The organism is Planobispora longispora (assembly GCF_016863135.1).
In the GTDB taxonomy this organism is placed as follows: Bacteria; Actinomycetota; Actinomycetes; order Streptosporangiales; family Streptosporangiaceae; genus Planobispora; species Planobispora longispora.
Genome location: NZ_BOOH01000064.1, coordinates 13,356 through 34,095, shown reverse-complemented (window position 1 = coordinate 34,095; position 20,740 = coordinate 13,356). Strand labels below are relative to the sequence as shown.

Annotated in this window: 15 protein-coding genes and 3 tRNA genes; 8 read left to right on the top strand and 10 right to left on the bottom strand. The window is 74.4% G+C overall.

Translation table 11 applies throughout. The features are described 5' to 3' along the window. The first annotated feature begins 170 nt into the window (after positions 1 to 170). From Plo01_RS35755 to Plo01_RS35735, 5 genes are all read left to right on the top strand, one after another. Positions 171 to 3,212, top strand: a complete 3,042-nt coding sequence (locus Plo01_RS35755) for an adenylate/guanylate cyclase domain-containing protein (RefSeq protein ID WP_203895207.1) — start codon at positions 171 to 173, stop codon at positions 3,210 to 3,212. Then, on the top strand, positions 3,199 to 4,125 hold the full coding sequence (locus tag Plo01_RS35750) for a S8 family serine peptidase (protein ID WP_203895206.1): 927 nt from the start codon (positions 3,199 to 3,201) through the stop codon (positions 4,123 to 4,125). Before Plo01_RS35755 ends, Plo01_RS35750 begins: the two co-directional genes overlap by 14 nt. Continuing rightward, entirely contained in the window at positions 4,118 to 4,777 is a 660-nt protein-coding gene (locus Plo01_RS35745) for a GAF domain-containing protein (RefSeq protein WP_203895205.1), read from the top strand. The genes Plo01_RS35750 and Plo01_RS35745 overlap by 8 nt, the downstream gene beginning before the upstream one ends. Next, a complete protein-coding gene (locus Plo01_RS35740; RefSeq protein ID WP_203895204.1) occupies positions 4,764 to 5,984 on the top strand; it encodes an MvdC/MvdD family ATP grasp protein in 1,221 nt (406 codons plus the stop codon). The genes Plo01_RS35745 and Plo01_RS35740 overlap by 14 nt, the downstream gene beginning before the upstream one ends. Positions 5,985 to 6,054: 70 nt before the next feature. Continuing rightward, positions 6,055 to 8,595, top strand: coding sequence for a helix-turn-helix transcriptional regulator (locus Plo01_RS35735; RefSeq protein ID WP_203895203.1), 2,541 nt, complete (start codon positions 6,055 to 6,057; stop codon positions 8,593 to 8,595). Between the two features lie 154 nt (positions 8,596 to 8,749). On the opposite strand, the gene Plo01_RS35730 is transcribed toward Plo01_RS35735, so the two are convergent. From Plo01_RS35730 to ureA, 4 genes are all read right to left on the bottom strand, one after another. Beyond that, positions 8,750 to 10,618 carry a tetratricopeptide repeat protein gene (locus tag Plo01_RS35730; RefSeq protein ID WP_203895202.1) on the bottom strand — a complete coding sequence of 623 codons (1,869 nt, stop codon included), beginning with the start codon at positions 10,616 to 10,618 and terminating at the stop codon, positions 8,750 to 8,752. Between the two features lie 322 nt (positions 10,619 to 10,940). Next, positions 10,941 to 11,927, bottom strand: coding sequence for an agmatine deiminase family protein (locus Plo01_RS35725; protein ID WP_239317721.1), 987 nt, complete (start codon positions 11,925 to 11,927; stop codon positions 10,941 to 10,943). A gap of 109 nt (positions 11,928 to 12,036) precedes the next feature. Further along, entirely contained in the window at positions 12,037 to 13,686 is a 1,650-nt protein-coding gene (locus Plo01_RS35720; RefSeq protein ID WP_203895200.1) for an urease subunit alpha, read from the bottom strand. Between the two features lie 55 nt (positions 13,687 to 13,741). Continuing rightward, positions 13,742 to 14,557, bottom strand: a complete 816-nt coding sequence (gene ureA, locus Plo01_RS35715) for an urease subunit gamma (RefSeq protein ID WP_203895199.1) — start codon at positions 14,555 to 14,557, stop codon at positions 13,742 to 13,744. Positions 14,558 to 14,623: 66 nt separating this feature from the next. On the opposite strand from ureA, the gene Plo01_RS35710 reads away from it, so the two are divergent. Beyond that, positions 14,624 to 15,295: a TetR/AcrR family transcriptional regulator gene (locus tag Plo01_RS35710; RefSeq protein WP_203895198.1), complete on the top strand. Its 672-nt coding sequence runs from the start codon at positions 14,624 to 14,626 to the stop codon at positions 15,293 to 15,295. A 57-nt stretch (positions 15,296 to 15,352) separates the two neighbouring features. On the opposite strand, the gene Plo01_RS35705 is transcribed toward Plo01_RS35710, so the two are convergent. The 3 genes from Plo01_RS35705 to Plo01_RS35695 form a co-directional block, all read right to left on the bottom strand. Further along, positions 15,353 to 16,126, bottom strand: coding sequence for a VOC family protein (locus Plo01_RS35705; RefSeq protein ID WP_203895197.1), 774 nt, complete (start codon positions 16,124 to 16,126; stop codon positions 15,353 to 15,355). 226 nt (positions 16,127 to 16,352) lie between these two features. Continuing rightward, a complete protein-coding gene (locus tag Plo01_RS35700) occupies positions 16,353 to 17,978 on the bottom strand; it encodes a GGDEF domain-containing protein (RefSeq protein WP_203895196.1) in 1,626 nt (541 codons plus the stop codon). Positions 17,979 to 18,097: 119 nt separating this feature from the next. Beyond that, positions 18,098 to 19,297, bottom strand: coding sequence for a cytochrome P450 (locus Plo01_RS35695; protein ID WP_203895195.1), 1,200 nt, complete (start codon positions 19,295 to 19,297; stop codon positions 18,098 to 18,100). A 225-nt stretch (positions 19,298 to 19,522) separates the two neighbouring features. On the opposite strand from Plo01_RS35695, the gene Plo01_RS35690 reads away from it, so the two are divergent. Then, positions 19,523 to 19,792 carry an RNA polymerase sigma factor gene (locus tag Plo01_RS35690; protein ID WP_203895194.1) on the top strand — a complete coding sequence of 90 codons (270 nt, stop codon included), beginning with the start codon at positions 19,523 to 19,525 and terminating at the stop codon, positions 19,790 to 19,792. Positions 19,793 to 19,798: 6 nt separating this feature from the next. Beyond that, complete coding sequence (locus tag Plo01_RS35685) at positions 19,799 to 20,383, top strand: hypothetical protein (protein ID WP_203895193.1); 585 nt, start codon at positions 19,799 to 19,801, stop codon at positions 20,381 to 20,383. Positions 20,384 to 20,435: 52 nt separating this feature from the next. On the opposite strand, the gene Plo01_RS35680 is transcribed toward Plo01_RS35685, so the two are convergent. The 3 genes from Plo01_RS35680 to Plo01_RS35670 form a co-directional block, all read right to left on the bottom strand. Continuing rightward, positions 20,436 to 20,507 (bottom strand) — tRNA-Val (locus Plo01_RS35680). Between the two features lie 15 nt (positions 20,508 to 20,522). Further along, a tRNA-Cys gene (locus Plo01_RS35675) sits at positions 20,523 to 20,593 on the bottom strand. Between the two features lie 26 nt (positions 20,594 to 20,619). Then, positions 20,620 to 20,691 (bottom strand) — tRNA-Gly (locus Plo01_RS35670). Positions 20,692 to 20,740: the final 49 nt, after the last annotated feature.

The following is a 20,740-nucleotide window of genomic DNA, read 5'->3' as shown; positions in this document are numbered from 1 at the left end:
TGGGGCGTTGGCCCAAAAGGAGCATGGACAGCCGTGTTTCCGGACCGGACACTGCCTTTTATGGAGATGCCTGGACCTGGGCGATGAATTGCGTTTCCTGCGGCTCCCCGCTGGGAGGTGGCAGCCGTTTCTGTGCGATGTGCGGAACGCCGGTGGAATCCGGTGGCCCGGTGCGCGAGGCACGGAAAACCGTCACGAGCCTTTTCATTGACGTCGTCGGTTCCACCGAACTGGCGGAACGGCTGGATCCCGAGCCGCTGCGCGAGCTGCTCGACCGCTATTTCGCGGCGTGCGTGTCCGCCATCGGCGAGCACGGCGGCGCGGTGGAGAAATTCATCGGCGACGCGGTCATGGCGGTCTTCGGCGCGTCCGCGACCCGGGAGGACGACGCCGTGCGCGCGGTACGGGCCGCCGCCGGGGCGCTCGACGCGCTCCACGCCCTCGACGCCGACGTCACCGCGAGCCACGGTGTACGGCTGGAGGCCCGGTGCGGCCTGTGCACGGGCGAGGTCATGGTGATCACCGCGCCGGACGGCGACTTCCGGGTCGTCGGGGACGCCGTCAACACCGCGAGCAGGCTCCAGGGAGCCGCCCGGCCGGGGGAGATCCTGATCGGGGAGCAGACCGCGGCCGTCGTCCGGGGCCACGTGGGCATCGAGCCCGTGCCGCCGGTGCGGCTCAAGGGCAAGGCCGTCGCCGTGCCCGCGTGGCGGGTCACCGGCCCCGTGCCGGATGAGGACGGCGGTCCCGGGACGCCGGGCGCGCCGCTGGTCGGCCGCGACGGCGAGCTCGGCGAGCTGCGTCACAGCCTGCGGCGGGTGACGGACCGCGGCCAGGTGTGCCTGGTCACCGTGCTCGGCGTGCCCGGGATCGGCAAGACCCGCCTGGTCGGGGAGTTCCTCGGCACGCTCGCCGACGGGGCGGCCGTCGTCATGCGGGGACGGTGCTCCGCCTACGGCCGGGGCATCACCTACGCGCCGCTCGCCGACATGCTCCGCGAGGGCTGGAGCGAGCTCACCGGGCCGGACCGCCTCGACTCCGAGGCCGGCCCGCGGGCGATCCGCACCCTCGAGGCCGTCATGACCGCCGGCGACCCGGCGGGTGTCGAGGAGATCTCCTGGGCCGTCAGACATCTCCTGGAGGAGCTCGGCGGGGAACGGCCGGTGATCATGGTCTGGGACGACCTGCACCGGGCCGAGGAAACCCTCCTGGACCTGATCGACGACATCGCGACCTGGCTGGTCGACGTGCCCGTGCTGCTGCTGTGCGTCGCCCGCACCGAACTGCTGGAGACCCGCCCGGCCTGGGGCGGCGGGAAGCCGTGCGTCTCGACGCTCGAACTGGGGCCCCTGACCCCGGAGGAGAGCGCCAGGCTGGTCGGCGAGCTGGCCGCGCGCGCCGAGGTGCAGTCCCATGCGAGCCGGGACGCCCACGAGCGGATCGCGGCCGAATGCGACGGCAATCCGCTCTTCGCCGAGCTGATGCTGGACCTGTTCGCCGGCACCGCGTCCGGTTTGACCGGCACCGCGTCCGGTTTGACCGGCGCCGCGTCCGGCACGCGGATCCCGCCCACCGTCCACGCGCTGCTCGGCGCCCGCCTGGACCAGCTCCCGGACGACGAGCGGGAGCTGGTGGAGATGGCCGCGGTGATCGGGCGCGACTTCTCCGGCGACACGCTGCGGGCCATGGCCGGCGACGAAGGCGCCGACGTCTCGGTGCCGGACGTGGTGACCAGGCTCATCAGACGGCGGATCATCCAGCGCGTCGACCGGGGGAGCCTGCGGTTCCGGCAGTCGCTGCTGCGTGACACCGCCTACGCGCGGACCCCCAAGACCCACCGCAGGCGCAGGCACCTGTTCCTCGCCCGCGGGCTGCGGCGGGACGGGGAGGACCGCCTGGCCTTCGCCTGCCACGTGGAGGCCGCCTGCCACCTGCAGCGCGATCTCCTCCCCGGCGACGCGCGGCTGCCCGACCTGGCTCCGCACGCCGCCGACGTGCTGATCGGCGAGGGCGAGCGGGCGCTGCGGCGCAAGGACCTCCCCGCCGCCGCGGCCCTGCTGGAGCGCGGGCGCGGGCTCCTGGCCGCCGGCGACCCCCGCCGCCTGGCCGTCGCGCTGCACGTCTGCGACGCCTGGCTGGGGATGTGGGACGCCGACCGGTGCCTGGCCGTGCTGGCGGCGGAGGAGTCCGCGGACGGCGCCGACCGCCGCACGCGGGTCACCTGCGCGATCCAGCGGTCCGTGGTCGCGCTCCGGCTCGGGCTGAGGCCGCCGGAGGCGATCCAGGCCGACGCCGACCGGCTCGCCGCGGAACTGCGCGACGAGGCGGACGACGACCTGAGCTGGTGCAGGTACCACCAGCTCCAGGCCTACCTGCACCTGGCCGGGGAGCGGGCGGCCGCCGACGCGTCCCTGCGGCGCGCGCTGGCCAGAGCCCGCGCCATGCGGGATCGCTACGAGGAGGACCGGCTGCTCTGCGCGGTCTGCGAGGTCGCCAAGTGGACGCCGGGCCACCTCGGCGGGGGGCTGGAGCTGTGCGCCGCGCTGTCGGCGCGCTTCGCCGCCAACCGGGCGCTCCTGGTCCCGGTGCTCGTGACCGAGGCGTATCTGACGGCGCTGGCCGGCCGGGTCGACGACGCCCGCCGTACGCTGGGCACGGCGCGCGACCACGCGGGCGACCTCCACCTCGACCTGGCGGACGCCGCGGTGCTGGAGATGTCCGGCGTCGTGGAATCGCTGGCGGGCGCCCACGACAGGGCCGAGACGCTCTTCCGGCGGGCGGCGGCGGCCCTGCGGGCGGCGCCCCGTGCCCCGGACGCCGACGCGGCGGAGGCCGCCGCCGCCCGGGAGCTCTTCCACCAGGGCAGGACCGGCGAGGCCGCCGCGGCCCTGGACCGGCTGGTACGGCGCGCCGCCGGCCCGAGCCTGCGCACGCGCATCACCACCGCCTCCCTCCGGGGCCGGATCGCCTCGGCGTACGGACGTCACGACGAGGCCGTCGCGGCGGTCACGGAGGCCCGCGAGCTGAGCGGGCCGGTCGACGACCCGCGCCTCGCCGGGGAGGCGCTCTTCGACGCCGCGGTCGTGCTGCGGGCGGCCGGACTGCCCGGCGAGTCGGCGGACGCCGCGCGCCGCGCGGCCGGGCGGTACGCGGCGAAGGGCGCCGCGTTGCTGGCCGCCCGGGTCGAGAGGTGGATCGATGGCGGCGCCTGAACCGACGAGGACGCCTGAACCGACGGGGACGACCGACGCGCCTCCCTGGCGGCGCCCGCCGCGCAGCCACTTCCCCGGCGTGCCCGCCTGGGGCGCGCCCACCGCCGACCGGCCGCACGAGCGGTTCGACGTGACCCCGCTGGCCCGGGTGACCCCCGAGTGGGCGTGGGGCGGAGCCGACGGTTCCGGCCTGCGCGTATGCGTGCTCGACAGCGGTGTCGACGGCGCGCACCCCCTGGTGGGCGGCCTCGACGGCGCGTTCGAGGTCGCGGCCGGCGCGCGCGGCGGGCTCGCCGTGGTCGAGACGGAGCCGTACGACGTCGCCGGTCACGGGACGGCGTGCGCCGGTGTGATCAGGTCGATCGCCCCCGGCGTCTCCCTGACCTCGGTCCGGGTCCTCACCGAGGGCCGGCACGGCACCGGGGAGGTCCTGCTCACCGGCCTGGAGTGGGCCGTCGAGCAGGGCTACGACGTCATCAACATGAGCCTGTCGACGACGAAGACGCGGTTCCGTCCCGCCCTGCAGGAGCTGGCCGACCGCGCCTACTTCCGCCGCTGCGCGCTGGTCGCGTCCGCGCACAACATGCCGGTGCGGAGTTTCCCCTGGCTCTTCTCGTCGGTCATCTCCGTCGCCAGCCATGACGAGAGCGACCCGATGACGTTCTACTACAACCCGTCACCGCCGGTGGAGTTCTACGCCCGCGGCCTGCGGGTCCGCGTGGCCTGGCCGGGCGGCGGGGAGATCCTGAGCACCGGCAACAGCTTCGCCACCCCGCACATCGCCGGTATCTGCTCCCTCATCCTGAGCAAGCACCGGTCGCTCACCCCGTTCCAGCTCAAGTCCGTGCTCTACCTGGCGGCCAAGAACGTCGCCGGGAGAGACGCCAGGAGAGAGGGAGACATCAGTGTTTGACACATCGGAGGCGGACGGGCCGGTGGAACCGGACGTCACGCAGCGCCGGCTGCTCCAGTCGATCGTGGAGGTGGCCTGCCGCGTCTTCGGCGCCGCGGCGGCGTCGGTCTTCCTCGTCGACCGCGGGACGGGCGAGCTGGTCTTCGAGGCGGTCGCGGGCGAGGGCGAGGGGGTGCTCGTGGGCACGCGCTTCCCCGGCGGCACCGGCATCGCCGGGTGGGTGGCCATGTGCGGCCAGCCGCTCCTGGTCGACGACGTGCGTCAGAGCGAGCAGTTCGCCCGCGGGGCCGCGGAGTCGACCGGCTACGTGCCGCGCAGCATCATGGCCGCCCCGTTGATCAAGGACGGGGAGTGCATCGGGGTCGTCGAGGTGCTGGACCGCGGCCTCCGACCGCGCGGCGACCTGGGGGACGTCGACCTGCTCGCGCTGCTCGCCACCGAGGTCGCCCTCGCGCTGGAACTGCTCGTCCAGGTGCGGTGGGGCGGCGGGGACCGGCCGCGGCCGGCGGCCGGCGGCGAGGACCTGGCTCTGCTGCACCGGGTGGCGCAACGGCTGGGCGGGGCCGGCTCGGCCGCGGCGACCGCGCGCCGGCTGCTGGTCACCGCCGACGAGCTCCTGGCGGCGGAAGAGGTCTACCTTGCCGCTCCCTAGCGCCGCGACCGGCGGCGCCCGCCCGATCGGGAGCGGCGTGGAAGGCGGCCGGAGCGGCGCCGGCGTCCGGCAGACCACCCCGGACGGCGCCGCGGCGTTCCTCGACCAGCTGTCGAGTCCCCGCTACGTGCTCGACCTGCGGTCGCACGCACCCGGCGCGGGGCCGCCGGCGGGGTCCGCGCCGCGCCGGGCGGAATCTCCCGGCGGACGCGCGCCGTCACCCGCCGTCCTGCTCGTCAGCCGCTCCGGGGACGGTGAGTTCCGCGCCGTGGCGGAGCTGCTCGGCAGGGTGGGGGTGCCGGCCGTACGCGTCGACGCCGACGGGATCGACGGCGCCGACCTCCAGGTGGACCCCCTCCGGGGCGTCGTGCGCGTGGACGGCCGCCGGCTGCGGCCCACCGTGGTGTGGCCGCGGCACTTCTCCGCGCGCGCCATCGAGGGCGGCGGGGAGCCCGCGCGCGACCTGTTCCTCCGCGAGTCCTGGGAGTCCGCGGCCGACCAGCTCTGCGAGGTCGCGGCCGTCAGCCTCCGCGCTCCCCGCCTGCGGGCGCCGGCGCAGCTCCGCCTCGCCGCGGCGTCCGGAGTCGCGGTGCCGGCGACGCTGCTGACCACCGATCCCCGCCGGGCGGGCGGAGAGCTCCGCGGCTCCCGGCTGGTGATCAAAGCGGCGCACCGGCACTTCGTGGAAGCGGCGCCCGGGACGCTGACCGGCGTGTTCCCGGTGCTCGTCGCCCGCGGCGACCCCGCCTCCGGGCCGGTCCCTCCGCCCCGGCCCGGCCCGCCGGTCCTGGTGCAGGAATACGTCGAGCACGAGGCCGAACTGCGCGTGCACTGCGTGGCGGGGGAGGTCTACGGCTTCCGGGTCGTCAAGACCGCGCCCGACGACCTCTGGGTGCGTGAGGACCGGGTCTCCGTGCACGCGGTGGACCCGCCGCCCGGCGTCGTCCGCGCCGCCCGGGCGCTGGCGGCGGCGGCGTCGCTGCGCTACTGCGCCTTCGACTTCCTCATGCGGGACGGCGAACCGGTCTTCCTGGAGATGGACCCCGACGGGGACTGGCGCTGGATGGAGGCGAAGGCCGGTACGACCGCCGTCACCGCGGCCGTGGCCCGCATGTTGTGCGACCTGCACCGCGCGCACCTGCCCGCCGCGCCCCGGCCCCCGTCCGGACGCTTCGACCTGCTGTCCTTCCTGACCGGCCGGGAGTGAGCGGCCTCGCGCTCCATCCACCGGGCGCCGTACGGCGAATTCCGCGTGGTGGTGTGTGAGGAGGCTTCGGATGTGGCCCTTCGAGGGACGCCAGGCGGAGTTGTCGGAGATCCGCTCCGCCTTCACCGGGTCCGGCGTGGACGTCGTGCTGGTCAGCGGACCGGCCGGGATAGGGAAGACCCGCCTGGTCCGGGAGGCCGTGGACGGCCTGGGCGGTGCGAGCCCTCTGTGGATCACCGCGACCCGGGCCGCCGCCGCCATCCCGTTCGGCGCGGCCGCCCCGCTCCTGCCCGACGGCGCCGGGCCCGGCGGCTCCGTGGAGGTGATCCGGGCGACCGCGCGGAGCCTGCGCCGCCGGGACGGCCGGAGCCGGACGGTGATCGTCGTCGACGACGCCCACCTGCTCGACGACGCCTCCGCCACGCTGGTCGCGCACCTGGCCGCGGACCGGCTCGCCTTCCTCGTCATGACCGCCCGGTCGGACGCGCCGGTCGCCGACGCGCCGGCCCGGCTGGTCGCCGACGGCCGCGGGGTCCGGATCGAGGTGCCCCCGCTGCCGCAGGAGATCATCGACAGACTGATCGACCACACCCGCGGCGGCGGCCTGGACGCCCCCGCCCGGCGACGCCTGCGCCGGCTGGCGAACGGCAACCCGCTGGCCCTGCGCGAGCTGCTGTACGGCGGGCAGCTGGGCGGCCTCACGGAGCTGATCACCTCGCGGTTGGCCAGGCTCGACCCGGAGAGCCGGTGGGTCGCCGAGCTGGTGGCCTGCGGCGAGCCGCTGCCGCTCGCGCTCCTGGAGCACGTGGCCGGGCTCGCCGTCGTGACGCGGGCGGAGGACAGCGGCGTCATCGTGGTGGAGCGGTCGGGCGAGCGTCACCAGGCGCGCTTCGACCATCCGCTCTACGGCGAGGTGCTGAGGTCCCGGCTGACGGTCACCCGGGCCAGGCGCGCCTACCGGGCGTTGGCGGAGGCGCTCCTGTCCACCCCGCTGCGCCGGCGTCACGACACGTTGCAGGCCGTCGTCTGGCAGGTCGAGGGCGGCGTCGTCACCCGGCCCGACCTGCTCCCGGCCGGGGTGTGGCTGGCGGTCGCGTACGCGGATCTCCAGCTCGCCGAGCGCCTGGCCCGCGCCTGGTGCGCGGCCGCGCCGGGACAGCGGGCCGACCGGCTGCTGGCCGAGATCCTCACTCTCCAGGGACGCACCGAGGACGCCGTCGAGGTCCTGCCCGTCGCGCCGACGGCCGAGGCCGGCGACGAGATCTCCTGGGCCGTGACCCGGGCGAAGACCCTCTACTGGGGCACCGGCGACATCGAGGCGGCGCTGTCCGTGCTGGACGGCCGGGGCGACCATCCCACGGCGCGGGCGTCGAGGTCGTGGCTGATGTGCTTCGACGGCCGCTGCGCCGAGGGCGCCCGCGTCGCCCGCGGCGTCCTGGAGGACCCGGCGGCCGAGCCCGGGGCCGTCATGTGGGCCGCCTCGACGGCCGCGGCCGCCGCCGGGTTCCTCGGACGCGTCGAGGAGGCCGGCCCCGCCCACGAGCGCGGTCTCGCGGCCGCCGCCGCGCTCGCCGACACGATGCCGTGGGGCGCGTACGAAGTGAACGTCGCCGCGGTCCTGGGTCTGCTGGCCGGCGGGCGCCCGGCGGCGGCGCAGGCTCTCGCCACGGCCGAGTACCGGGCGGCGACCGAGGTCGGCGCCGCCATGATGCTGGCCGGCTGGTCGCTGTTCGGCGGGCTCGTGGCCGCGGCCCGCGGCCACGTCCACGACGCGCACCGGTTGCTCGCCGAGGCGTACGCCGGGTACGCGGTCAACGACACCGTCCGGCTGGCCCGCTGCTGCCAGGCCGCCCGCGCCGCCGTCGGCGCGCTGCGCGGCGACCCGGACGCGGACCTGTTCATGGCCGACGCCGACAGCCGGGCGCACGCCTCCAACCGGGCCTTCGCGCCGTGGATCGAGACCTGGCGGGCCTGGACGGTCTATGCCGGGGGCGACGTGGCCGGGGCGATCACCGCGGCGGAACGCGCCGCCGAGCTGGCCCGCACGGCCGGGTTCCCCGCCGTCGAGGCGCTGGCCCTCTATGACGTCGCACGTCTGGGCGGCCGGCCGGACCTGGCCCGGCTGGACGGCGTCGACCACGACCTGGCCGGGCTCGCCGGGCGCGCCGCCCGGGCGCTCGCCGCGTCGGACGGGGCCGCGGACCTGGAGAGGGCGGCCGGAGAGTTCCGGGCGCTCGGCTACGACCTGCACGCCGCCGAGGCGTACACCGTCGCGGGACAGCGCCACCGGGCCCGCGCGCGCACCGCACGGGCCGAGATCGCCGAGGCGCGCGCGGAGGCGCTCCGCGCCGCCGTCCCCGGGGCCCGCACCCCGCTGCTCCAGACGACCCGCCTCATCACCGTGCTCAGCCCCCGCGAGCGCGAGGTGCTCCTGCTGGCCGCCCGCCACACCAGCGCCGAGATCGCCTCCCGGCTGGGCCTCGCCGTCACCACCGTCAACAACAACCTCGCCCGCGCCTACACCAAGCTGGGAATCTCCGGCCGCCCCCAGCTCCGGTCCCTCCTGCACGCGACCGGGACCGATGATCCCCGGCCGGCGCGGTCGGCGTGAGCCGGACGGGAAACGGGAAGGCGGAGCCCGTCACAGCCGGACGAGGGCCGGACGGGCGGAGGAGGGCAGGCCGGGCGGGTGAGGACCGGGCGGGCGGGCGAGGACCGGGCGGGCGGTGCCTATCGAGGGGACGGTCCGCGGCTCCGCACCGGAATCATCGCCTCCCGTCCATCTCGGCGCGCAGGGCGGCGAACTCCCGCTGAGCGTCCTCGTCCGCGGGGTCCAGCTCCAGCGCCCTGGCGAGGTCGGCCGCGGCCTCCTCCGGTCGCCCCGCCGCGCGCAGCGCCAGCGCCCGGTTGAACAGCAGCGCCGGATCCGCGCCCGGTTCGAGGGCGCGGGTGAAGTCCTCGGCCGCCCCCGCCGGGTCGCCGGTCTCGAACGCCAGCGCGCCCCGGGCGGCCCAGGCCGCGATGAGCGAGGGGGCGCGTTCCAGAGCCCGGTCGAAGGCGGCCCGCGCCTGCGCGTGGCGCCCCTCCGCCATCTCCACCTGCCCCAGGGCGCACAGCAGGTACGGGTTCCCCTCCTCCAGTGCGAGCCCCGCCTCCGCGTCCGCCCGCGCTCTGCCGTACTCGCCGAGCGCCACCAGCAGACCGGCCCGGTTGGCCAGCGCGTCCACGAAATCCGGGTCCAGCTCCAGGGCGTGGTCCAGGTCGGCGAGCGCGCCGGCGTAGTCTCCGGCGGAGAAGCGGACCTCGGCCCGGTTGTAGTACGGCTCGGGGAAGGGCGGGCCCACCTCGACCGCCGTCTCGTAGTCGGCGACCGCCTCGGCCGGCCGGCCGAGGCGGTACAGGAGGTTGCCGCGGTCGATGTAGTAGTCGGGATAGCCCGGGTCGGCGTCGATCACCCGGTTCAGGTCCGCCAGCGCGCCCTCGGGATCGCCCAGCATGACGGAGAGCTGCGCCCGGTTGGCCAGGAGCACCATCCGGTGGATCGGGTGCTCGTCCGGCCGGAGTCCGCCGTCGGCCAGCTCCACCGCCCGCTGGACGAACTCCAGCGCCTTGGCGGGGCGGCCGCGCCGTACCTCGATCAGGGCCCGGCCGTTGAGGTCGAAGCCCAGCTTGAAGGCGCGCTCGCCCGGGTCGGGCAGGAGCGTGGAGATGGCGATCGCCTCGTTCACCCAGGCCAGTGCCGCGTCCAGGTCGCGGCGGGCCGGGTCGTGGTGGCGGACCTTCAGCATGCCGGTGGAGTAGGCCGCCGCCGCGTGGGTGACGGGGGAGAGGCTCTCCCGCCGGGCACGGTCGAACAGGGCCTCCGCCTCGTCCTCCCGGTGCAGCGAGCCGAGCGCGGTCGCGGTGCTGTGCAGGAACCGCCACCAGAGGTCCGGGTCGGTCTCCGGGTCGACCAGCGGGAGCGCGCGCAGACCCAGCTCCGCCACCGCGTGGTGGCATCCGGCGTCCAGGCACCACTCGACCGCGAATCTGAGGGCCTCGACCGCCTTGCGCGGGTCGGTCCCGTGCTCGCGATGGTAGGGGATCGCGCCGAGCCGGGCGCCGATGGAGCCCCGCGCCTCCAGTTCGTCGGCGCGCTTGTCGTGCTCCTCGGGGCTGAGCTCCTCTCCCGGCTTCCCGCCGGCTCCCTCCCCGGACGGCTCCTGCCCGGTGGTCACCACGGTGAGCAGCTCCGGGCCGATCCGGCGGCGCAGCACCCGCAGGAGTTCCCGGTCGGTGGGGTCGGCCTCGTGGACGTTCGTGACGACGAGCGTGCGCGGGCCGGTCGCGGACAGGTGCTCGCGGACGAACTCGGCCAGGCCGTTGGCGATGCGCAGCGTCCGCCGAGGCGCGTGGACCAGGATGCGCTCGGCCCGGGGCAGCCGGGCGGCCATCGACCGGCGCCGCGCCGGGACCAGCTCGCGCAGGTCGGGGGCCACGGTGCACAGCTCGATGTCGTAACGGGCGACGAGCTCGGGCCGGGCCTCCGGGACCAGCGCCGCGGCGACGGCGCCCCCGGCGGTGTACGGCCCCCGCAGGCGCCGGTCGGCGTCGATCGGTGGCAGGAGCAGGGGAGGGCGGTGGGGTTCTTCCATGATGGGTGATCCCCGGCTCACCGGATCTCCTCGTGTTTCGTCTTTTCGCGTCGCGTTTCGGCGTGGACCGGCGCCCGCCGTTGGACGCCGGTGCTGTCAGCCCTGCTCAGCCCACGTGCTTGGGGCTGGCGGCCCCGTTGAGCGCGACGGTGCCGGGCTTGTGAACGATGACTTTCTTCATTTCCGCTCCTTTTCCGAAGAAAGAACAAATCGAAAGTATTCGTAGTATGTGCTGAGATTGACAAGATCTTTCTGTCGAGTGGCCGATTCCGGCCAAACACTAGACATAACTAAACAAATCTGTCATGTGTGAGCTCACCTTTCAGGGGCGAGGCTGCTGCTGGGTGATGCAGTGGATGCCACCGCCCAGCGCGAAGATGTCGCGGGCGTCCACCGACTCGATCGCCCGCCCGGGGAAGAGCTTCGCGAAGATCTCGGCGGCCTCGGCGTCGCGCGGGTCGTCGAACGAGCAGAGCAGCGCCAGGCCGTTGGCCAGGTAGTGGTTGATGTAGGAGTAGTCGACCAGCTCCCCATCGGCCTCCGTGGTCTCCGGCGCGAGCAGTTCGACGACCTCCAGCGGGCGGCCCTTGGCGTCGGTCGAGGAGCGCAGGATCGCCAGGTTCTCGCGGGTGACCTCGTGGTCGGGATGGGACGGGTCGGGCTGGACGTGGCAGAGCACCACCCCGGGCCGGGCGAAGGAGGCCAGCAGGTCCACGTGGCCGCTGGTGCCGTACCGGCCGTAGTCGGCGGTCAGGCCGCGCGGCAGCCAGATGACCTTCTCCACCCCGAGCCGGGCGCGGAGCTCGTCCTCCACGCGCTCCTTCGTCCAGCCGGGATTGCGCTTCTCGCCGAGCTGCACGGTCTCGGTGACGATCACCGTGCCCTCGCCGTCCACGTGGATGCCGCCGCCCTCGTTGACCAGCTCCGAGCGGAAGCGGCGCGCGCCGGCCCGCTCCAGGACCGCCGCGGCCACCAGGTCGTCCTTGGCGTGGACGTTCCAGCCCCACCCGTTGAAGGTCCAGTCGACGCCCGCCAGGCCGCCCCGGCCGTCCAGCAGGAAGGTCGGGCCGTTGTCGCGCATCCAGCAGTCGTCGAGCGGCTGCTCCAGCACCTCGACCCGCGAGTCCAGCCACCGGGCGGCCGAGTCGATCTCGCTGGGGTCGACGACCATCGTCACCGGCTCGTAGCGCACGATCGTGTTGGCCACATCGGACCAGGCCCGGTAGGACGCCTCGGGGTCGGTGAGGGCGTAGCCGGAGACCGGCCAGGACATCCAGGTCCGGGTGTGCGGGTGCCACTCGGGCGGCATGGAGAACACGTGCTGGCTCCTGTCGGGAGGGTCGGAAAGGAGCGGCTGTCGATGATTCGGCCGCCCCCGGGGTTCGGATGTGCCGGGGATCCGGGATCTCCGGCGGGTCTCACAGGAAGTACAGGCGGCTGAGGGAGACCGAGTCGGCGGGGGCCGAGCGGATCTCCTCGCCGTCGAGGCTGACCCGGCCGAGCGCGTCCACCTGGACGGACCCGAGCCGGGAGTTGCGGACCATGTCCCCCGGGCCGATCCCGCGGGTCCCGCGCACGCCGACGCGCCGCCGGCGGGTCGTCATGTGATCGTTCCCCGAGGCCGCGGCGGCCTGGCTGACGAAGGCCACCGACAGGTCCGCGGCGGTCGCGCCGTGCGCGCCGAACTGCGGGCCCAGCACCAGCGGCTCGCAGGTGTCGGTGGAGGCGTTGGGATCGCCGGTCACGCCGTAGGCGGGGAAGCCGGCCTTCAGCACGAGCTGCGGCTTGGCCCCGAAGTGGTCGGGCCGCCACAGCACGATGTCGGCGAGCTTGCCCGGCTCCAGCGAGCCGATCTCGTGGGCCAGGCCGTGCGCGATCGCCGGGTTGATCGTCAGCTTGGCCAGGTAACGCAGCACCCGCTCGTTGTCGTGGCGTTCGGGGGCGCCCAGCTCGGCCTTCATCTTCCCGGCCATCGCGAACGTCCTGCGGACCGTCTCGCCCGCCCGGCCCATGCCCTGGGCGTCGGAGGAGGTGATGCCGATGACCCCGAGATCGTGCAGCACGTCCTCGGCGCCCATCGTGCCCTCCCGGATCCGGTCCCTGGCCAGCGCCGCGTCCCCGGGCAGCTCGGGCTTGAGCCCGTGCACCGCGACGATCATGCCGTGGTGCTCGGCGACGGCGTCCCTCCCGAAGGGCAGCGTCGGGTTGGTCGAGGAGCCGATGACGTTGGCCACCCCGGCCAGCTTCAGCACGTTCGGCACGTGGCCGCCGCCGCAGCCCTCGATGTGGAAGGCGTGGATCGTCCGGCCCTCCAGCACGGCGAGGGTGTCCTCCACCGACAGGCACTCGTTCAGGCCGTCGGTGTGCAGCGCCACCTGGACGTCGTGCTCCTCGGCCACCCGCAGCGCGGTGTCCAGCGCCCGGGTGTGGGCCCCCATGTCCTCGTGCACCTTGAAGCCGCTCGCCCCGCCCTCCACCAGGGCCTCCACGAGGGGAGCCGGATGGGAGGACGAACCGCGCGCCAGGAAACCGATGTTCACCGGCCAGGCGTCGAAGGCGTTGAACGCGTGCCGCAGCGCCCACGGCGAGTTCACCCCGACCCCCCAGACCGGGCCGAACTCCTGCCCGATGATCGTGGTGACGCCCGAGGCGAGCGAGGCCTCCATGATGCGCGGGCTCAGCAGGTGCACATGGGTGTCGACGGCGCCCGCCGTGGCGATCAGCCCCTCGCCGGACACGATCGTGGTGCCGGTGCCGACCACCACGTCCACCCCGTCGAGCGTGTCGGGGTTCCCGGCGCGGCCGACGGCGTGGATGCGTCCTTCCCGGACGCCGATCGACGCGGTCCGCACCCCCAGGAACGGGTCCAGGATCAGCACGTTGCTGATCACCAGGTCGCAGGTCTCCCCGATCGAGGCGGCCTTCAGGTGCAGGCCGTCCCGGGCCGTCTTGCCGAACCCGGCGAGGAACTCCTCGCCCGGCTTCTGCGAGTCGTGCTCGACCTCGACCACGAGACCCGAGTCACCGAGCCTGACCCGGTCGCCCTTGCGCGGGCCGTACACACTCACGGTGCCTCCTCCGTCGGCCGCATGGGCGACGCCGCCGTGTCCGTCAGTCGCGCGCTCATGCGTCACTCCCCAGGTAGCCGCAGGCCCGCGCCTTCTCCATCGCCCGCTCGAACGCCCCCGGAGCGTCCAGCGGCCCGTCCACCAGACCGGCGAATCCGATCGCGACCCGGGCCCCGCCGATCGGGGTCAGCCGGACGGCACGGCTCTCGCCCGGATCGAACCGGACCGTGGAGCCCGCCGGGATCGCGAGCCTGCGCCCGTAGGCGGCGCCCCGGTCGAAGCGGAGCCGGGGGTTCACCTCGAAGAAGTGGAAATGCGAGGTGACGCTGATCGGCACGGTCGCGGTGTTGAGCACCTCCACCTCCACCTCGCCGTCCGGGCCGGCGGTCTCACCGGCCGCCGGGACCGGGCCGTCGGTGTGGACGGCGGTACCCGCGCGGGTCGTGACGCCCGCATGGACGGCGGCGTTCCCCGCTGCGCCGTCCTCCGCCGGGATGTTCCCCACCGCGGGGTCCCCCGCGCGGACCGGCTCGATCACGGCGCCGGGGGCCTCCGCGCCGAGGGATCCGCCCCCGATCGGATCGGTCACCACCGCCAGGCGGGTCCCGTCGTCGAAGACGGCCTCGACCATCACCTCGGTCACGATGTCGGCCACGCCGGGGAGCACGTCGCCGGGGCCGAGCACGGCCCGCCCGGCCTCGATCGCCTCGGCGAGCCGGGCCCCGTCCCGGGCGGCCTCGCAGACCGCGTCGGCGATCAGCGCGGTGGCCTCCGGCACGTTCAGCCGCAGTCCTCGCGCCCGCCTGGACCGCGCCAGCTCGGCGGCGGTGAACAGCAGCAGCCGGTCGCGTTCCGTAGGTGTCAGCCGCACAGCCGCCCCCTTTTTAGAACTTCCTTCAAACTTAGAGCAGCATTCTAAACCGGTACGGTGTCACCTATGACTGCCGAGCAGGAACCCTCCGCCCGACCGGAGCCCGGGGAGGCCGCGCGACCGAGGGCCGTGGCGAAGCTGGAGCGCCCCGACGTGCGGGCCCACGTGCTCCGGGCGGCGCTGCTGGCGATCGACGAGGTCGGCCCGGAGCGCGTGCGGGTGCGGGACATCGCCGAGCGGGCGGGCATGAGCAGCGGCCACGTCATGTACTACTTCGGCAAGCGCGACCGCATCCTGGTCTCGACGTTACTGCTCAGCGAGGACGAACTGGCCGAGCGCCGCACCGCCGAACTCGCCTCCGTCGCCGACCCGCACGAGGCGGTCGGCCGTTTCGCGGAGCTGTACCTCCCCGCGAGCGCCACGGACGTGCGGTGGCGGCTGTGGGCGCAGGTCATCGCCCGGCCGCCGGCGGACGGGCAGACGCTGGCCAGGATCGCGGGCTTCACGGGCACCTGGGCGCGGGAGCTGGCCGGGATCGTGGACCGGGGGATCGGCACGGGGGTCTTCCGCCCGATCGGCGACCCGGAGGAGCACGCGACGCGGATGTGCCGCGTCATGGACAGTCTCGCGAGCGACGTCCTGCTCGGCCTGCCCGGTTGCGACGCGGCCTGGGCCCGGCAGGAGGCCGTCCGGGCGATCCTGCGGGAGCTGGACCCCGGGCCGGAGACGCGCCGGTGAGGGCGGCCGCCGGACCGGGGTCGCGCACCGCGTCGAGGTCGTGCGCCGCGGCGGGGATCAGCCGGCGACGCTGGTGATGACGGCGAAGCGCGCGCCGTACGGGTCGGTGAGCGCGGCGAAGCGGCCGACGCCTTCGGCGTCCACGGCGGGCATGGTCACGGCGCCGCCGAGCTCCTGGGCCTTGGAGACCGCGGCGTCGCAGTCGGCGACCTCGAAGTACGGCAGCCAGTGGGGCGTGCCCCCCTGGAGCGGCACGATGCCGGCCATGCTCGCGTCGTCGCCCTTGCCCTCGGCTGGCGACACCATGGTGTAGTGGTTCCCGTCGCCGAACGGCTTGTCCTCGATCCGCCAGCCGAAGACCGACGTGTAGAACGGGCGGACGGCGTCGGGGGCCGGGACGTACAGCTCGACCCAGCCCAGGGAGCCCGGCTCGGTGACGAGGTCGAGGCCCTTCATGGAGTAGGACTGCCAGACCGCGAACCGGGCGCCGGCCGGGTCGGTGAACTGCGCCATCCGGCCGTGCTCGAAGACGTCGAACGGCGCGGCGCGGACGGTGCCGCCGGCCTGCTCGACGGCCTTGGCGGTGGCGTCGGCGTCGGGGGTGTGGAAGTAGACGATCCAGGACGAGTCGGAGCCCTCCTCGGTGAGCGGGCCGAGGGCGGCGACGGTCTGGCCGTTCTTCTGGAAGAAGCCGTAGCCTCCCGCCTCGGGACCGCCCGACTGGAAGTCCCAGCCGAACACCCCGCGGTAGAAGGAGGCGGAGGCCTCGACGTCGGGAGAGCCGAGGTCGATCCAGTTGGGGGCTCCGGAGACGTACTGTGTGGTGAGCATGACGCGCTCCTTCGGGGTCCGTGCGTGACGGGCGGCGCGTCTCGGCCCGCGCGGGCCGACATCGGTGCGCCGCTTCTCTGGCCACTCGCCAGCCTCGCACGGCCCGCCGACAATTTCCGGCCGGTGCGCGCACGGCCCGCCGGTGATTTCGGAGCGGCCCGCCGGTGATCTCGGAGCGGTCCTGATCTGGGAGGGGCCCGCCGATGATCCCGGAGGGGCCCCGATCTCAGAGCGGTCCGCCGGGTCCCACCGCCGGCGCGTCACCGGCCTGCGCCGCGCCCGCTCCGTCGGCGCCGGTCCGTGCCGCGCCCGCCCCGTCGGCGCCGGTCCGTGCCGCGCCCGCTCCGTCGACGCGTCCTCCGAGCGCGCGGTGCCTGCCCACCGGGGCGGACTTGACGCGCATGCGGGCGGCGGGTCCGGCCCGCATGACGCGGTCGCGCCCGGCCTCCTTGGCCGCGTAGAGCGCGCCGTCGGCGCGCCGCAGCAGCTCCAGCGGGCTCTCCCGGCCGTCCCAGCGGGCCAGGCCCGCCGAGAAGGTCTGCTTCTCCGGGGTGACCAGGCGCAGCGCCGACAGCAGGTGCTCGGCGTCCTCCACGGTGCGGCCGGGCATCAGCAGCACGAACTCCTCGCCGCCGTAGCGGGCCAGCATGTCGTCGGAGGTGATCACCAGGCTCCACGCGGTCGCGGCGCCGACCAGCAGCCGGTCGCCGGCCTGGTGGCCGTAGGTGTCGTTGAAGCGCTTGAAGTAGTCGAGGTCGATCATGGCGAGACAGAGGGGGGCGTCGTCGCGGGAGGCGCGGTCGTACTCGCGGGCGAGCTGGGCGTCCAGGGTGCGGCGGTTGGGCAGGCCGGTGAGCACGTCGGTGCGGGCGATCTCGTCCAGCCGGCGGGCCTGCTCCTGGATGCGCCGGAGCATGGCGGACATGCGGGCCACGACCAGGATGAACAGCACGGCGGAGGTGAGGGACGCGGCCCAGGCGTCGAGCGTCAGCCCGAAGGCGAGCTGCACGATCAGGGTGCCGGGGGCGAGCAGGACCACCGCGGTGAGGGTGAGCAGCCGCCGGGTGGTGAAGGAGCGGGACGCCTCCGGGGTGGGACGGAGCAGGTCGGGAGCCGAGGGGTGCAGCGCCGCCGCGCCCCAGAGCAGGTAGGACATCAGGAAGGGCAGGTCGCCCAGGGGGAGGTCGAGGATCGGCTGCCCCTCGGTCATGATGAAGATCACGTCTGCGATCAGGAGCAGCACCAGCGCGGCGGTGAGCAGACGGAAGGAGCGTGTCCGGAGGGAGGAGGTGTTCAGCAGCCACATGAGCCCGGCGAGCAGCACCACGTCGGCGACGGGATACCCCAGCGCGACCGTCTGGTCGAAGGCCGACTCGTAGCCGCCGATGCTCGGGCTGATCATGAGCACCCAGTACGGCAGCGCCAGGCCGACGACGAGGATGGTGCTGTCCAGCAGGGCCTCGGGGTCGAAGGGGGAGCGCCGGTTCAGGACGAGCAGGGCCAGGGCGGCCGTGACGAGCGGATATTCCAGCAGGTAGAGCAGGTCGGCCGGGGAGGGGAAGGGGTCCGTCTGGACGATGTGCGTGTAGTAGATCCACATGAGGTCGCCGAAGACCGCCATGAGCTGGCCGAGCCCCATCAGCGCCCAGGCCCGGCGGGTCGCCCGGCGGGTCGCCCAGCGGCCGGCCACCCCGCCGGAGCGCACGGCCGCGGTCAGGGCCGCCACGACGCTGGACAGGCCGATCAGGGCGTACAGCGCGTCGCGCGGCATGCCGTACGGCAGCAGCATGAACGCCCCCATGGCGACCACGCCGCCGAGGAGGTAGACACGCCAGATCCGAGATCTGTCCACGCCGCTCCATCGGCAGACCGCCCGGATACTTGAGGGAACCGGGAAAGAGTCGAATCTCACACGGGAACGACGCCGGAAAGAGCGCGCGAGAGCCCGGCGCGGGCTCTCGCGGGACACGGTCAGGCCGCGTCCCGCGCGAAGGGCAGCGACCGGTAGCGGCGGACGAAGTGGCCCGGGGCGAAGGCGCCGCGGACGGGATCGACGGTGAAGCGGGGGAAGCGGGCCAGCAGCTCCTCCAGCGCGACGCGGGCCTGCAGCCGGGCGGCGGCCGCGCCGAGGCAGTGGTGGGCGCCGTGGCCGAAGGCGAGGATCCGGCCGGGCCGCCGGGTGATGTCGAGACGCTCGGCGTCCGGGCCGAACTCGCGGGGGTCGCGGTTGGCCGAGGCGTACAGCAGCAGGACCTTGCGGCCCGCCGGGATCACCGTCCCCGCGACGCTCACGTCGCGGGTGGCGGTCCGGGCCAGCCCCTGGACCGGGCAGGTCAGCCGGAGCAGCTCCTCGACCGCCGCCGGGATGAGCGCCGGCTCGCGCACCAGCAGCTCCCGCTGCCCGGGGTGGGCGGCCAGCAGCTCGCAGGCCCCGCCGAGCAGCCCCGTGGTGGTGTCGTTGCCGCCGGCCACCATGGTGAACGCGAAGCCGAGGACGCGCAGCAGGCCGAGGGGGTCGTCGTCGCCGAAGACGGCGACGAGATCGGAGATCGTGTCGTCGCCGGGCTCGGCGCGCCGGCGCCGGGCGAGACGGGTGAAGTAGTCCAGCAGTTCGGCCACCGCCTCGGTGGCGATCAGCGGGTCGCCCTGGGAGCCGGCGGCCACGATCTGATCGGTCCAGCCGTCGAACCGGGACCGGTCCGCCTCGGGAACCCCCAGGTAGTGGGCCACCACGAAGCTGGGCAGCGGCTTGAACAGCTCGGCGACCACGTCGACCTCGGCCTGCCCGCCGGCCAGGGTCCGGGCGATGCGGTCCACGCGCCCGGTCACGAACCGCCGCACGGCCGGCTCGACGTCGGCGACCCGCCGCGGGGTGAACCCCCGGCTGACGAGCCTGCGGAACTCGGTGTGCTCGGGCGGGTCCAGCATCACCATCGGCGCCGCCTCGGCCAGGCCGAGACGCTCCCGCTCGCCGTAGATGAAGGTCAGGCCCTGGGCCGAGGAGAACGTCTCGGTGTCGCGGGCCGCCGCCCACACGTCGGCGAAGCGCGACAGCACCCAGTAGTCGCCCTTCTCGACGTGGTGCGCCGGGTCGTGGTCGCGCAGGCCGGCGTACATGGGAAAGGGGTCGCGCCACGACTGCTCGGATCGCGCGGTGAAGGCTGGGGGCATGCCGTGATAGTGAGATCCGTGGGAAGAGGCGTCAAGGGATCCCGCGGTCTCCCGGCCGGGGTCGAGTGCTCCGGCGGGGGCCGGGTCCTCCCGGTCGGGGCCGCGGCGCGACGCCGGGAGACGGGTCCGCGGATCCGCGTCCGTCACCGGCCGGGCGATGTCCCCCGATCCGATGACGCCCGGAAGTTCTTCGGAACCCGGGGGGTTCGGCGGACAGTACCTTGTGTGGACCCTTCGCTGCGCGCCCGGCTGCGGGACGGCGACCATGCCGCCTTCGCGCTGCTGTTCGACGAGTTCGCCCGGCAGGTCTACGCGCACGCCTTCCGGCTGACCGGGGACCGGGCGATGGCCGAGGACGTGACGGCGGCGACGTTCGGGCTGGCGTGGCGGTCCCGGCGCAAGATAAAGCCGGACGGGGATTCGCTGCGGCCCTGGTTGCTCGGCATCGCGACCAACGCGCCGCGCGGTCCGCGCGGCCCGGCACGGCGGGACTGACGGCACATGAACGATCGCGACGAACTGGCCGGACTGCTGTCCCCGGCTCCGCGGCCACACCTCTCGCCCGGCCGCTTCCTGCTGCTCAAGGAGCGCGTGATGAGCGACATCACCACCACACCACGCAGACCACGGCTCGTACCGGTCGCCGTCGCGGCGGTCGCCGCGGCCGCGGCGACCGCGGCGGCCGTGTTCCTCGGGACGGGCCCGGCCTACGCCGTCACCGACAACCCCGACGGCACGATCACCGTCAAGATCTACCAGGCGGAGGACCCCGAGGGACTGCAGGCCGAACTCCGCGCGCGCGGCTTCAACGCGATCGTGGACTACGTGCCCGAGGGCAAGAAGTGCTCGCCGCAGCCCCGCTCGACGACCTGGGTCGAGGGAGTACGGCTGGCCGGCCCGCAGAGCGAGGCGGAGGAGGACGGCGGCGCAGGCTTCCGCCTCGACCCGTCCAAGGTCGGGCCCGGTCAGGTGGCCGTCCTGGAGTTCATGGTGAAGGGCTCGGGCCTCACCCTCCAGGCCGGCATCAGCGACCGGGTCTCGGCGGGACCGGTCGCCGAGTGCACGCTCGTCGACCGCGCCCCGTGAGGGGAGCCGGGAAACGACAAACCCCAGGCCGACGGCCTGGGGTTTGTTCCGGTGGACGATACAGGGATTGAACCTGTGACCTCTTCCGTGTCAGGGAAGCGCTCTCCCGCTGAGCTAATCGTCCGCGTGCGAAGACCAGAGGTGGAGACGGGATTTGAACCCGTGTACACGGCTTTGCAGGCCGTTGCCTCGCCTCTCGGCCACTCCACCGAGCGAGACCCGAGGGTCTCAGCCAGAGCGGAAGACGGGATTCGAACCCGCGACCCTCACCTTGGCAAGGTGATGCTCTACCCCTGAGCCACTTCCGCGTGCGTTCCCGGGAAACCCGGGCTCACGCAGAGAACTGTAGCGAATACC

Excerpts from the sequence above, each read along its gene's own strand:
- Plo01_RS35750 (WP_203895206.1), top strand. The coding sequence starts at position 3,199 with ATGGCGGCGCCTGAACCGACGAGGACGCCTGAACCGACGGGGACGACC.
- Plo01_RS35735 (WP_203895203.1), top strand. The coding sequence starts at position 6,055 with ATGTGGCCCTTCGAGGGACGCCAGGCGGAGTTGTCGGAGATCCGCTCC.
- Plo01_RS35730 (WP_203895202.1), bottom strand. The coding sequence starts at position 10,618 with ATGGAAGAACCCCACCGCCCTCCCCTGCTCCTGCCACCGATCGACGCC.
- Plo01_RS35725 (WP_239317721.1), bottom strand. The coding sequence starts at position 11,927 with ATGCCGCCCGAGTGGCACCCGCACACCCGGACCTGGATGTCCTGGCCG.
- Plo01_RS35710 (WP_203895198.1), top strand. The coding sequence starts at position 14,624 with ATGACTGCCGAGCAGGAACCCTCCGCCCGACCGGAGCCCGGGGAGGCC.
- Plo01_RS35705 (WP_203895197.1), bottom strand. The coding sequence starts at position 16,126 with ATGCTCACCACACAGTACGTCTCCGGAGCCCCCAACTGGATCGACCTC.
- Plo01_RS35695 (WP_203895195.1), bottom strand. The coding sequence starts at position 19,297 with ATGCCCCCAGCCTTCACCGCGCGATCCGAGCAGTCGTGGCGCGACCCC.
- Plo01_RS35685 (WP_203895193.1), top strand. The coding sequence starts at position 19,799 with ATGAACGATCGCGACGAACTGGCCGGACTGCTGTCCCCGGCTCCGCGG.